Source organism: Exiguobacterium sp. s6 (genome assembly GCF_018618155.1).
In the GTDB taxonomy this organism is placed as follows: Bacteria; Bacillota; Bacilli; order Exiguobacteriales; family Exiguobacteriaceae; genus Exiguobacterium; species Exiguobacterium mexicanum_A.
The window spans coordinates 1,880,243-1,892,184 of the sequence record NZ_JACSLN010000001.1 but is presented as its reverse complement, the minus strand read 5'-3'; the positions used below and the strand labels follow the sequence as shown (position 1 = coordinate 1,892,184).

The window sequence follows — 11,942 nt, the reverse complement described above, 5'->3', positions numbered from 1 at the left end:
GGGTGGGATAATTATTTTATAAGTATCTCAAGCCCGATAAAAAGAATCAGAAGGTTGAAATAAATGGTAATTACAATTATTGTGTAAAAGTAATTCACCTTTTATTTGGTAACGAAATAGAGATGTAGGGGGAAAAGGAATGAAGAAGTTAATCGGATTTTTTTGCGCTGTGATGCTGATAATAGGAACCTTAATTCCGTTCCAAAAAGCATCTGCAGAAAATAATTTAGAAGGAACTTTAGAGGAAACAGTTCAAGTTGTACTATATTCAGACGACACAAAAGTAATTATGTCTGAAGTTCCAAATGCGCATGTGTTAGAGTACCAATCTAAGCTCGAAGATCCAGTATTCAGAAACTCGGAAATTCAAAAAAGTGTCGGACCAGAAGAAAACTTAACTGCTCCTACAAAATTAGCTGCCTCTTTATCGAAGTCTAGTATCTCACCAATGGCTGTGGTTCAACCACCATATGGCGGTACTACTAAAGATTATGTAAGATATATGACTAGAAATGATATCATTAAAATTATTAATAAATTTGATAATTCAAGAGACTGGCCAAGATTACTTTCTAATCCAGGGGCTGATTATGTGATTGCTAATAGTCCCAATGTTCTTGCTGCTATCAAAGTTATAAAAAAAATACCGAACTTTGTAACAGTGGCGACTACAGTTACTCTCTGGACAGCTGGTGACCTAGCTAATCGCCAAACTGCATGGTGGAAAGATTCGGCCATTCTGATTCTTAAAAAATCAATTACTGGAGTTAAATTGACAATAAAGCCGAATACGACATCTAATTATCCTGCTGCGTACATTACATTAGTGAGATACTAACAATAACTCTCGTTCAAGTATAAAGGGGGACTTCCATTGTCCAAAAAAATAACGATTAACGTTCTAGGATGGTTGTTTTTAATCTTCTTAACAATTAGCAAAATGTTCTTTAATGATCAACTTTCAGTCGTCACAACGGGTCTTGGAGGATTGATTTGTTTGATTATTTCTCTGACGATGATTGTGTATGGCACAGGGAGAAAACCTAATCACGCCAAAAATTAAATTTAAAAAGAAACTCATCAAACTGAACTGCTCCCCGTCAAGTAGACAGGGCTCAAGCCGCCTAGTCGTTTCTGGAAACGATCATGGTTGTAGAACGATATGTAAGTATCGATGGCCGATTTGAGTTCGCTATCGGCCTGGAACTCACGCAAGTAGTACATCTCCACTTTCATGGTAACGACTAGGGGAATTTACCAGCTAGAGTAAAGGTCTGATATACTCATCCTTGAGGTGTTTTATATGGAAAAAATAATTTGGTTATTGATGCTTATTGTCGCGATTGTCGCGAGTTTCGTCCCGCTCGAGCCACGCGTGTTGTCGCTTCTCGTATTCGCGTTGTTTGTCTTCATCAGTGTGGCTCTGTTTCAGCGGTTCCAACGTGAGGACAATTGGTTTGACCGCGTCTCACCGCTTGTCGGTGTCGGTGTCGGTATTGTCGCGTTCATCCTGTACGCCCTCGTATTCGTCGCCTGGTTCAACTCATCGAACGATGCTCAGGTGTGGCAGGTCATCCCGCAACTCATCTTTATGTATGTCGGGATTTACTTGTTCGTCGTGACGACGGCGAGCTTTATGGCAGGGGCGACTCGCCAAAAACCATCACGGTTCTTTCGACCGGTGTTGATTTTCACTGTATTTTTCTACGGGGCGATGCTTTTGCTCCCGCTCCAACCTGGGCTCTAAATTAGTAGTAGAAAAAGCAGGCGCATCCGCGTCTGCTTTTTTGTTTAAAACATCGTTCTCCCTAACGCTTTGTCTCCGACGTATCCTGTCAAGTTGCCTTCTGCCATGTAGGTTTAGAACGCTCTTCTACATTCGGATACAACAACACCCCACAAACGTTGGATATTCGTGTCCAACGTTCATGTGGTAGCTCACGGTCGGTGGTTCTGGCTTGTTCTCATGTATTCGATGACGTACTCGAAACGGCCGACCTACGCCGAGTCCGTATGACATACATGATCGCAATCGCTGCGGTCATCAACATGTACATCACAAACGTATTTACGTTGAAGAGCTGATTGCTCATATATGTATGTTTAATACCCGTTACCCTATCGAGATAGAGCGGGTCGGAGATCTTATATTCTCGTTCAATGACCACTTGTTGGACGTACTCTTTACGCTCGTGAAAATCATCGACCTGCTGTTCATAGATGAAAAACAAAGCGGTCCCGATGATGAACAACAGAGGGAGTAATATACGGGAATTAAAGTTGAAAAACTTCATCACTTTGATCCAATCATTCATGATGAACAGTGCAAGGAGCAACAGGATAGGAATAAACAACAAAGCAGGGTTACCATTCCCAGAAATCTGAACCGGCTCAACCGTCGACAGATTTCCAAGATAAAATGCGAGTGAAGTAAGCACAATCCGACTTAGAGCGAATAACCATTGTTTAATCATAGGTTCTCCTCTTAACTGAAATTTATCAACCACACCTAACATGAATTATAGAAGATAATCAGCCTACGTCATATACATATTTTGGTTGTTGTCAGTCCATTACAGGAATCGTTCCACCGGTGTCGAAAATCGAGAGTATACGGTTCTATACGACCTACGAAGAGGGAATGTGATCAGATATGAATGAGGAAACTATCTATCAGGAACGGGATTTGAAGTTGATGTTGACGGACATCAGGGACGGGACGGTTCGGTTACAGGAATTAGATGAGGAGCGGGTCATCCAATCGATGCTCCATCATATCGGATCGACGGATGCGGAGCTCCGAGATCAGTTGATTTACACGTTATTCTATCGATTCATCATCGAAGACGAACAACTGGCGAACGAACAACTGATTTATCTATTCAATATGACGCTCAAATACCACTTGTTTCATGGTATCGGGGAGACGTCATCAGATACCGTCTTCACGCGGGCGTTCTCGACGCTATTGATCGCCTTGATTTTGTACCAAGACCGTCAACAAGAATTTTTATCGGAACCGAATCTCGAGATGTTGAAAGCGAAGCTCCTGGCATATCTCGATTGTGAAATCGATACGAGAGGGTACGTGCCCACAAAAGGTTGGGCCCATGCGATCGCCCATGTGGCCGATGCCTTCGACGAGCTCGTCCTGCATCCGCACCTCGACGAGACGGAGTTCGGTGAGATCCTCGAGGCGCTATGGGACAAAGTGATGTTTCCGACCGTTTATTTGCACGACGAGGATGAGCGCTTGCTGAATCCCATCTTCGCCTTGCTAGAGCGAGGAATGGACGAGCACGAAATCGTCGTTCTATTAGACGGCTTACCGGCTCAACTGAGCGCACAAAAGCAGCAACTCGAGCCCGAGCAGTATTGGCACGTCGTCCACAACGTGAAAACGTTTCTAAAGAGCTTCTTCGTGAAATTGTACGATGCAAACCGACCGATGCTTCAAACCGCCGTATTCGAGACGTTAAAGCAGATTTGACGAGAACCCATAAAAATCTAGGCAGGCGCTTTCACGCGCTTGCTTTTTGATTTGCCTTTTTGCCGAAAAGAAGGCACACTAATAAACGGTGAGACAGGACTGAGATTCGCGTTATTGTAAATAACCTGTAATCGAATGAACGTTTTCAAACATGATTTTTCCGTTATAATAAAAAATAGTGTAACCAAGAGAGGAGCAGCACGTATGTTTCGTAGTTTTAACCGAGAAATCGGAATCGACCTTGGAACGGCAAATACGCTCGTTTATGTAAAAGGTCAAGGCATCGTTGTTCGTGAACCGTCCGTAGTGGCGTTCCGTACAGATACAGGTAGAATTGAGGCCGTGGGTAACCAGGCCAAGGATATGATTGGACGTACGCCGGGCAACGTCACGGCACGCCGTCCGATGAAAGATGGGGTTATCGCCGACTTCGAGACGACAGCGACGATGATCAAATACTTCATGGAGCAAGCACAGAAGTCGAAGAGCGGTTTGTTCTCATCGAAGACGAACGTCATGATTTGTGTGCCAAGCGGCATCACGTCAGTCGAAAAACGTGCCGTCGAAGACGCAGCCAAGCAAGCGGGCGCACGTGAAGCGTACACGATCGAAGAACCGTTCGCGGCAGCAATCGGCGCCGGTCTCCCGGTTTGGGAACCGACAGGCTCGATGGTCGTGGATATCGGTGGCGGTACGACCGAAGTCGCAGTGATCTCACTCGGCGGCATCGTGACGAGCCAATCGATTCGTGTCGGCGGTGACGAAATGGATGACGCCATTATTCGTTACATCAAAAACAAATACAACCTCATGATCGGGGAGCGGACGTCAGAGACGCTCAAGATGGAAGTCGGTTCGGCTCGCATCGACGCTTCGAACGAGAATGAGAAAATGGAAATCCGTGGTCGCGACCTCGTGACAGGTCTTCCAAAACAAATCGAAGTCTCGGCTTCTGAAGTGTGCGAAGCACTCTCGGATACGGTCGAAGCGATCCTCGCGGGCGTGAAACAAACGCTCGAGCAGACGCCGCCGGAACTTGCTGCTGACGTCATGGACCGCGGCATCGTCCTCACAGGCGGTGGAGCCCTCCTTAAAAACTTGGATGACGTCATCTCGGACGAGACACACATTCCGACACTCGTCGCGGATGAGCCGCTCGATTGCGTCGCCATCGGGACAGGAAAATCTCTTGAAATGATGGACGTCCTCCGTTCAAAATCAGGCATCTCGTCGCGTCGATGAGTGGTGACACACGATGAGCCGGTTCGTACGCAATAAAAAGCTCATCATCACGCTGATCGGTATCATCTTATTCGTTGTGATTTTAGGGGTTTCGATTCGAGGACGGTCGGAATCCGCCTGGTACCAAGACGTCACGCGTGATGTGGTCGGAACGTTCCAACGGGTGTTCACGGTGCCGATCGGCTGGATGGACAGTACCGTGTCCTCGATTTCGAACGTACGAGATATTTATGAAGAGAACCGTCAATTGAAACAACATTTGACGAAATACGCGGAAGTGTCGGTCGAGGCCGATGACTTGCGCCGTGAGAACGAAGAATTGCGGCAAATGGTCGAGGCGTCCGACACGTCGCTCCGTGACTTTGACTTGATTCCCGCCGAAGTGATCGGGCGTACGCCGAACGACTGGCAGCGCTACGTAACGGTCAACGTCGGGGAAGAGCGCGGTGTCGAGAAAGGCATGGCCGTCACGGCCGCCGGCGGTATGGTCGGTCGCGTCATCCAGACGAGCGCCTATACGTCGCAAGTGCAACTCCTCTCTGACAACAACCGGACGAACAACGTCTCGGCCGTCGTCAAGGATGCGGACGGCAAAGCGACGTACGGGACGATCGATGGCTTCGACAGCGAGACGAACGAGCTCTTCTTCACGAAGGTCTCGAACAGCGTCAAGTTGAAAGAAGGCGAAATCGTGTCGACGTCAGGTCTCGGTGGGCGCTATCCGGCCGGTCTCGTCATCGGTACGGTCGAGTCGATCGAAACCGACGAATACGGCGTGTCTCAAGTCGCCCGCATCAAACCTGAGGCGGACTTCAACGAGTTCTCGCAAATGTTTGTCATCGATCGAACGCTAGACGAACCGTTCTTGACGGGTCCCGAGGAAGGAGGAGCAGCGGGTGAGTAACATGAAAGTGTTCATCGCCCTGTTCCTCCTCTTTCTTATTGAAGGGACATGGGCCGCCATCTTCTCATGGCACTATGTGACGCCGTTCTTGTATTTGACGTTGATCGGCTTGATGTACGTCAGTTTGTATGGCCGCTGGGAGTCGGCGCTCGGATTCGGTCTCGTCTTCGGGCTATTGTATGACATCGTCTACACCGACTTGCTCGGAATTTACTTATTTACTTTTTCACTCATTCCTCTCTTAGTCAGCTTCGTGTTAAAATATATAGGTGAGAACTTCTTCTCGGTCGTCATCACGTTCACATTCATGATCCTCGTGTTTTCTTTCGGGATTTTCAGTGTCATGACGGCGGTCGGTGGGACGACCATGACCATTCAAACACTATTAGTTGAACAGATTCCAGGGACGCTCGCCGTCAACGCTGTCGCCATCGCACTGTTATACGTGCCGATGACACGATACGTGGCGCCGCGGCCTGTAGCGAAAAGAGGGTAGCCATGATGGAGCGTAAACGACATATTACGATAAAAGGACATCGCAACGGTATTGCAATCCACTTCAATCCACGGAGTGGCATCGATGAGGTGCTCGGAGAGCTTGAGGCCACGTTACAAGAAATGGAGCCGCCCTCTGGGAAGATTGCACTCAAATTGCACGCGGGTACTCGTTACATCGACGAGGAGCTGTCACGTCAAATTCGTGAAGTCGTCGCTCGTCATGGCGTTTTTTATATCGAGGAGCTATCGAGCGAGGTCATGTTGACCGAAGAAGCGAAAGCGACCTACGGCAAAAAGACGTTCCACTACCATAGCGGGACGATTCGAAGCGGGCAAGTGCTCGATTTCGATGGCTCGGTGCTCATTATCGGAGACATCAACCCGGGGTCCGAGGTTCGGGCAACGGGCAGCATATATTGTTTAGGGACGATACGAGGAAATGTGCGTGCCGGTGTCGAAGGATGGGAGGAAGCGGTCATCACCGCCAGTCTGCTCCATCCGAAGTTTTTAGCGATCGGTGAACATGTGCTCGCGTCGGACGACGACGAAGAGCTTCCGGAGATCGAGATGGGATGCGCGTATCAGACGAATCAGGGCATTGAAATGACGCGTCTTCGTCAAGTCATGACTGGGCTGAAAGACGCATATGCAATGGAATTACAGAGAGGGTGAGTTTGATGGAGCAAGTAGTAGAGCCTGTACATACAGCTAAAGAAGTGAAGAAAGGTCGGGCCATCGTCGTGACGTCGGGGAAAGGTGGCGTCGGGAAGACGACCACGACCGCGAACCTCGGGACGGGCCTCGCATTGTCTGGCCACTCGGTCTGTCTCGTCGATACGGATATCGGTCTACGGAACTTGGATATCATCTTAGGACTCGACAACCGGAGCATCTATAACCTCGTTGACGTCATCAACGGGCAGTGCAAGCTGCATCAGGCGCTCGTCCGTGACAAGCGGTTCGAAGAGATGTATCTCTTGCCTGCGGCCCAGTCGAAAGACAAGACGTCGGTCCAACCGGAGCAAGTGAAAGAGATCATCGACCAGTTGAAGACCGAATACGACTTCGTGTTGATCGACTGTCCGGCCGGTATCGAGCAAGGTTTCATGAACGCCATCGCCGGCGCCGACGAGGCTGTCGTCGTGACGACGCCTGAGAAGGCTGCCGTTCAAGACGCGGATCGCATCATCGGCATGCTCGAGCAAGCGGAACACGTCGCGGCACCGAAACTGATCGTCAACCGCGTCAAGAACCACCTCGTCGAATCAGGCGACATGCTCGACATCGATGACATCATGCGTATCTTGTCGATCGACTTGCTCGGCGTCGTCGTCGACGATGAAGAAGTCATCGCTGCTGCGAACCGCGGAGTGCCGGTCACGATGAACCCGGACAACAACGCTGGACAAGCGTACCGCAACATTACGCGCCGCATTCTCGGCGAGTCGGTGCCGCTCATGTCGATTCAGACCGAACAAAAACCGGTCGGTTTCTGGACGCGGCTCATGATGAAGTTTGGAATGAAAAAAGCCTAAGGCAACGAAAGTTGCCTTTTTGTGTCGAAAGGAGAGATACGTGTGCGATTGATCTATGAACGGACCCCGTCCATCGAACGGGCCATGCTCGTCGATGGGGAACGCCTCCTCGAGGTCGAGGAACGCTTCATCGACCAACTGTCGGTCGGGACGATTCTCGAGGCCGCGATCGAACGGATTCACCCGTCGCTCGGCGCCGCGTTTTTGACGACCGGCGAGACGACGTTCTTCCTGCCGATTGCCGAGACGCTCAAAGCGCTCGAGGCGTATCCGAACGTGCCGGGCATCGGCCAGGCGGCCGTCGTCGGTGACAAACGCCTCGTCCAAGTGACGAAAGAAGGCATCAACGGAAAACATCATAAAGTGACGGAAAACATCCGCTTCGGCGGACGCTACATCGTTTACTTCCCATACGGCCGGCGTAAGCTGTATAGCCGGAAGCTCGACCTCGTCACCCAGGACCGGTTATCTAAAGTGTTCGAGCTCGAAGAAGCGGAAGGGGTCTTGTTTCGGACGGAGTCAGGGCAAGCGAGCCCGGACGTCCTTCAAGAAGAACTTGCCTTGCTTCGGCGTCGCGCCGCGGACGTCGTGACGGCACGACGCGGGCAGGATGAGCTGCTGTGTGAACAGTTCGTGCGCCGCCATGCGGTCGAGTCGGTCATGTTGAACGACAAGGAAGCACAAGAGCGGTTATCACGGCTCGAGGTCAACGTCGAACGCCATGTCGGCAAAGGTCGGATGAAAGAAGCGGCCCGGCTCGACGGGGCGATTGAAAAGCTCGGACAGCGCGTCGTCTGGCTTGAAGGTGGTTCTTACGTCTTGGTCGAACAAGTTGAGACGATGACCGTCATCGACGTCAACAGCGGCAAGAACGTCGCCGTCAAGGACAAGGGACGGGCAGCCGACACAATCAACGAGGCCGCCCTCTACGCGGTCATGGAGCAGCTCCGGCTGCGCAATATCGGCGGCATGGTCGTCATCGACTTCTTACGCGGGTCAAAAGACGGGCAGAACCGGCTCTTGAAAAAGATGAAAGAGCTCGGCGCCCGTGATCCACGCCGCGTCGAAGTGTACGGTTTCACGCGTATGGGCTTGTTCGAGCTGTCCCGGGAACGCACGGGACGTTCGATTCAAGACCGGATGACGCACGACGGGAAGCCGTCGAAGCTCGCCCTCTTCTCTCGGATTGAACGTGCTTTGATGGAGCTCGCGCCGGAAGTCGAAGCGGTCGTCTTGACGCTCCCGGGCAAGTGGCACGACGCGTCGTGGGATGGGTTTGCCTGCACGGTCCTCCTCGTCGAGGGAGAACCGGATGTGGCGTTCTACGGGACGCTCGAGGAATGTCAGAATTTCGTATCTCGTCATTGACAACGATGAAACGAGAGTGGTATTATCTATAACGTTAGTTCGTTTGGAAGCACCCAAATGGCTACAACCGCACAGAACGGGTTGAAACGGTTTCGCCCTGCCCTGGATGGCGAGTCTGAGTTTAATAAGGAGGTGCACGTATATGTACGCAATCATCAAAACTGGTGGTAAGCAAATCAAAGTTGAAGCAGGTCAAGAGATCTACATCGAAAAACTCGATGCTGATGTCGAGGGTACTGTAGAATTCGGTGAAGTTCTTTTCGTTGGTGGTGACGATGTTAAAGTCGGAGCTCCACTCGTAGAGGGCGCTAAAGTTGTCGGTACTGTGGTAAAACACGGCCGCGCTAAGAAGATCACTGTCTTCAAAATGAAAGCTAAGAAAAACTACCGTCGTAAGCAAGGTCACCGTCAGCCTTACACGAAAGTTCGCATCGAGAAAATCGAAGCGTAAGCTATGATTCGAGTAACGGTCAGACGAGACGAGACGAAGTCGATTCGTTCCGTCGAAGTGACAGGTCACGCCAACTTTGCCGAACCCGGTTCTGACTTGGTATGTGCCGGCGTTTCTGCCATCATCTTTGGGGCATACAACGCTGTCGAGGTACTCGCCGGTCAGTCGCTTCTTGTAGAAATGGCAGACAAAACAGAGGGTGGCTACTTTTATGTCGAGACGTATCCTGACCTATCACCGGAGGATATGACTCGCACCCAATTGTTATTAGAAGGGATGCTCGTGCAACTAGACACGATCGCCCAGAGTTACGGTGATTATATCCAAATTGAACAATAGGAGGTGGACCTCATGTTACAATTGAACCTTCAGTTCTTCGCATCGAAAAAGGGAGTAGGATCGACTAAAAACGGTCGTGACTCGATTTCGAAACGCCTCGGCGCTAAACGCGCTGACGGACAAACGGTTTCAGCTGGATCGATTCTCTACCGTCAACGCGGTACGAAAATTCACCCAGGTGAAAACGTCGGCCGTGGTGGCGACGACACATTGTTTGCTAAAGTTGACGGCGTAGTACGCTTCGAGCGTCTTGGTCGCGACAAGAAACAAGTGAGCGTTTACCCAGTTGCGTAAGTAGAACCACGCAGAAGACTCTAGCCACTTATTTGGTTAGAGTCTTTTTTACTAGTTTTACCTAGGAGAGGATTGCATGAACTCACAGGCAGCACTGAAACTATTATCGACCGTCCGTCACGAATGGATGAATCGGCTTCAGATGATCTCCTTGTATGCGGCGCTCGAGCCTGAAAAACTCGAGGAGCTGTACGAGCGATATCGTCAGCACGCCGACGAGGAGAGTGCGCTCATTCGTTTGGATTTGCCGATGACGAGTCTCGTCATCATACAAGCGAATTGGGAAGGACGGTTGACCTACAAGGTATCGGCCGACCGTGTGTCGCTCGACGACGCGCGTGTGGCGGACAAACTTGTCCGTCTTCTGTCAGGAACGGATGGACCGATTCATGTGACGTTCACGGACGGACTGATGGTCCGCGTCTTCGGTCATGTGCCGGACGACGTGTTCACGTCAGACGAAGTGTACGAGCAGACAGTAGAATGTTCTACGTTCGTTATAAAGGAGGGGAATTAAATGTTTGTCGATCAGGTTAATATTTTTGTAAAAGCTGGAGACGGCGGTAAAGGGATGGTCGCGTTCCGCCGCGAGAAGTATGTTCCAGACGGTGGACCAGCAGGAGGAGACGGCGGTCACGGTGGTGACGTCGTATTCGAAGTAGAAGAAGGATTGCGCACGCTCGTAGATTTCCGCTTCTCGAAAAAGTTCATCGCCCATGACGGTGAAAAAGGGATGTCGAAAGGCATGCACGGACGAAAAGCGAAGCCGCTCGTCGTCAAAGTCCCACCAGGTACGATCGTATTTGATGCATCGACCGATACGGTCATCGCCGACCTTACCGAGCACGGCCAACGGGCCACGATCGCCAAAGGCGGACGCGGTGGCCGCGGGAACTGTCGTTTTGCGACGCCAGCCAACCCGGCACCAGAGATCGCCGAGAACGGGGAGCCAGGTCAAGAGCGCGAATTGCGTCTTGAGTTGAAATTGCTCGCTGACGTCGGTCTCGTCGGATTCCCGTCAGTCGGGAAATCGACGCTCTTGTCAGTCGTCTCGTCGGCACGCCCGAAAATCGGCGCGTACCACTTCACGACGATCACACCGAACCTCGGTGTCGTCAAGACGGCGGACGACCGTGACTTCGTCATGGCCGATCTTCCAGGACTCATCGAAGGGGCGAGCCAAGGCGTCGGTCTCGGTCACCAGTTCCTTCGTCACATCGAGCGGACGAAAGTCATCGTCCACATGATCGATATGAGCGGCATGGAAGGGCGCGACCCGTTCGAAGACTACACGACGATCAACCGCGAGCTCGAGTCGTATAACTTACGCCTCCTCGAGCGTCCGCAAATCGTTGTCGCCAACAAGATGGACATGCCGGATGCGCCGGAATTATTGAAAGAGTTCCAAAAGAAAATCGGAGATGACGTCAAAGTCTTCCCGATCTCGGCACTCGCCAAAGAAGGACTTCGCAACCTGCTCATCGAAGTAGCTAATCTCGTGGACTCGACACCTGAGTTCCCACTCGAAGAGCTCGAAGAGAAGACGGCCACACCACGTGTCGTTTATCGTTACGAGAAGGAAGAGAAAGGGTATCAGATTCATGTCGATGAATACGAACGCTTCGTGATCACGGGGCCGCGCATCGAGAAGCTCTTCAAGATGACGAACTTTGATCACGATGAATCGATCAAACGCTTCGCGCGTCAAATGCGTCAAATGGGCGTCGATGACGACCTTCGCAAGTTGGGTGCCGAAGACGGCAGCGTCGTCGCCATCTTGGACTTTGAATTCGAATTTGTCGAATAATCTTTTATTAATGA

At 50.8% G+C, this 11,942-nt stretch carries 15 protein-coding genes, 1 pseudogene and 1 other annotated feature; of the genes and pseudogenes, 14 read left to right on the top strand and 2 right to left on the bottom strand.

What is annotated here, in order from left to right; all coding sequences use genetic code 11:
* The first annotated feature begins 139 nt into the window (after positions 1-139).
* Positions 140-838: a hypothetical protein gene (locus tag KNP75_RS09785; protein ID WP_215190282.1), complete on the top strand. Its 699-nt coding sequence runs from the start codon at positions 140-142 to the stop codon at positions 836-838.
* 242 nt (positions 839-1,080) lie between these two features.
* Here KNP75_RS09785 and KNP75_RS09780 read toward each other — a convergent pair.
* Positions 1,081-1,239, bottom strand: a pseudogene (locus KNP75_RS09780) (IS3 family transposase); the annotation flags it as partial.
* Positions 1,240-1,303: 64 nt separating this feature from the next.
* On the opposite strand from KNP75_RS09780, the gene KNP75_RS09775 reads away from it, so the two are divergent.
* Positions 1,304-1,747 carry a hypothetical protein gene (locus KNP75_RS09775; protein WP_251128227.1) on the top strand — a complete coding sequence of 148 codons (444 nt, stop codon included), beginning with the start codon at positions 1,304-1,306 and terminating at the stop codon, positions 1,745-1,747.
* 217 nt (positions 1,748-1,964) lie between these two features.
* On the opposite strand, the gene KNP75_RS09770 is transcribed toward KNP75_RS09775, so the two are convergent.
* The gene (locus tag KNP75_RS09770) at positions 1,965-2,474 is read right to left on the bottom strand and encodes a hypothetical protein (protein WP_215190281.1); all 510 of its coding nucleotides are present in this window, start codon (positions 2,472-2,474) and stop codon (positions 1,965-1,967) included.
* A 179-nt stretch (positions 2,475-2,653) separates the two neighbouring features.
* Between KNP75_RS09770 and KNP75_RS09765 the strand changes: the two genes are divergently transcribed.
* The 12 genes from KNP75_RS09765 (at position 2,654) to obgE (ending at position 11,928) form a co-directional block, all read left to right on the top strand.
* On the top strand, positions 2,654-3,490 hold the full coding sequence (locus tag KNP75_RS09765; protein WP_215190280.1) for a DUF2785 domain-containing protein: 837 nt from the start codon (positions 2,654-2,656) through the stop codon (positions 3,488-3,490).
* 204 nt (positions 3,491-3,694) lie between these two features.
* Positions 3,695-4,732 carry a rod shape-determining protein gene (locus KNP75_RS09760; RefSeq protein ID WP_034776859.1) on the top strand — a complete coding sequence of 346 codons (1,038 nt, stop codon included), beginning with the start codon at positions 3,695-3,697 and terminating at the stop codon, positions 4,730-4,732.
* A gap of 13 nt (positions 4,733-4,745) precedes the next feature.
* On the top strand, positions 4,746-5,636 hold the full coding sequence (mreC, locus tag KNP75_RS09755; RefSeq protein WP_034776861.1) for a rod shape-determining protein MreC: 891 nt from the start codon (positions 4,746-4,748) through the stop codon (positions 5,634-5,636).
* A 1-nt stretch (position 5,637) separates the two neighbouring features.
* Complete coding sequence (gene mreD, locus KNP75_RS09750; RefSeq protein ID WP_052090206.1) at positions 5,638-6,132, top strand: rod shape-determining protein MreD; 495 nt, start codon at positions 5,638-5,640, stop codon at positions 6,130-6,132.
* A gap of 5 nt (positions 6,133-6,137) precedes the next feature.
* The gene (locus KNP75_RS09745; RefSeq protein ID WP_232939187.1) at positions 6,138-6,806 is read left to right on the top strand and encodes a septum site-determining protein MinC; all 669 of its coding nucleotides are present in this window, start codon (positions 6,138-6,140) and stop codon (positions 6,804-6,806) included.
* Positions 6,807-6,811: 5 nt separating this feature from the next.
* Positions 6,812-7,669 carry a septum site-determining protein MinD gene (gene minD, locus KNP75_RS09740; RefSeq protein ID WP_051627738.1) on the top strand — a complete coding sequence of 286 codons (858 nt, stop codon included), beginning with the start codon at positions 6,812-6,814 and terminating at the stop codon, positions 7,667-7,669.
* Between the two features lie 42 nt (positions 7,670-7,711).
* A complete protein-coding gene (locus KNP75_RS09735) occupies positions 7,712-9,037 on the top strand; it encodes a ribonuclease E/G (protein WP_215190279.1) in 1,326 nt (441 codons plus the stop codon).
* Between the two features lie 55 nt (positions 9,038-9,092).
* Positions 9,093-9,164 (top strand) — a sequence feature (ribosomal protein L21 leader region).
* A gap of 15 nt (positions 9,165-9,179) precedes the next feature.
* Positions 9,180-9,488 carry a 50S ribosomal protein L21 gene (rplU, locus tag KNP75_RS09730; protein ID WP_015881153.1) on the top strand — a complete coding sequence of 103 codons (309 nt, stop codon included), beginning with the start codon at positions 9,180-9,182 and terminating at the stop codon, positions 9,486-9,488.
* A gap of 3 nt (positions 9,489-9,491) precedes the next feature.
* The gene (locus KNP75_RS09725) at positions 9,492-9,827 is read left to right on the top strand and encodes a ribosomal-processing cysteine protease Prp (RefSeq protein WP_034776866.1); all 336 of its coding nucleotides are present in this window, start codon (positions 9,492-9,494) and stop codon (positions 9,825-9,827) included.
* A 12-nt stretch (positions 9,828-9,839) separates the two neighbouring features.
* Positions 9,840-10,121, top strand: a complete 282-nt coding sequence (rpmA, locus tag KNP75_RS09720) for a 50S ribosomal protein L27 (protein ID WP_016508537.1) — start codon at positions 9,840-9,842, stop codon at positions 10,119-10,121.
* Between the two features lie 76 nt (positions 10,122-10,197).
* Positions 10,198-10,638, top strand: a complete 441-nt coding sequence (locus KNP75_RS09715) for a Spo0B domain-containing protein (protein ID WP_034776867.1) — start codon at positions 10,198-10,200, stop codon at positions 10,636-10,638.
* Positions 10,639-11,928, top strand: a complete 1,290-nt coding sequence (obgE, locus tag KNP75_RS09710) for a GTPase ObgE (protein ID WP_215190278.1) — start codon at positions 10,639-10,641, stop codon at positions 11,926-11,928.
* Positions 11,929-11,942: the final 14 nt, after the last annotated feature.

Bases quoted from the DNA above. Each gene is read 5' to 3' on its own strand.
- KNP75_RS09785 (WP_215190282.1), top strand. From the start codon at position 140: ATGAAGAAGTTAATCGGATTTTTTTGCGCTGTGATGCTGATAATAGGA.
- KNP75_RS09775 (WP_251128227.1), top strand. From the start codon at position 1,304: ATGGAAAAAATAATTTGGTTATTGATGCTTATTGTCGCGATTGTCGCG.
- KNP75_RS09770 (WP_215190281.1), bottom strand. From the start codon at position 2,474: ATGATTAAACAATGGTTATTCGCTCTAAGTCGGATTGTGCTTACTTCA.
- KNP75_RS09765 (WP_215190280.1), top strand. From the start codon at position 2,654: ATGAATGAGGAAACTATCTATCAGGAACGGGATTTGAAGTTGATGTTG.
- KNP75_RS09760 (WP_034776859.1), top strand. From the start codon at position 3,695: ATGTTTCGTAGTTTTAACCGAGAAATCGGAATCGACCTTGGAACGGCA.
- mreC (WP_034776861.1), top strand. From the start codon at position 4,746: ATGAGCCGGTTCGTACGCAATAAAAAGCTCATCATCACGCTGATCGGT.
- mreD (WP_052090206.1), top strand. From the start codon at position 5,638: ATGAAAGTGTTCATCGCCCTGTTCCTCCTCTTTCTTATTGAAGGGACA.
- KNP75_RS09745 (WP_232939187.1), top strand. From the start codon at position 6,138: ATGGAGCGTAAACGACATATTACGATAAAAGGACATCGCAACGGTATT.
- minD (WP_051627738.1), top strand. From the start codon at position 6,812: ATGGAGCAAGTAGTAGAGCCTGTACATACAGCTAAAGAAGTGAAGAAA.
- rplU (WP_015881153.1), top strand. From the start codon at position 9,180: ATGTACGCAATCATCAAAACTGGTGGTAAGCAAATCAAAGTTGAAGCA.
- KNP75_RS09725 (WP_034776866.1), top strand. From the start codon at position 9,492: ATGATTCGAGTAACGGTCAGACGAGACGAGACGAAGTCGATTCGTTCC.
- rpmA (WP_016508537.1), top strand. From the start codon at position 9,840: ATGTTACAATTGAACCTTCAGTTCTTCGCATCGAAAAAGGGAGTAGGA.
- KNP75_RS09715 (WP_034776867.1), top strand. From the start codon at position 10,198: ATGAACTCACAGGCAGCACTGAAACTATTATCGACCGTCCGTCACGAA.
- obgE (WP_215190278.1), top strand. From the start codon at position 10,639: ATGTTTGTCGATCAGGTTAATATTTTTGTAAAAGCTGGAGACGGCGGT.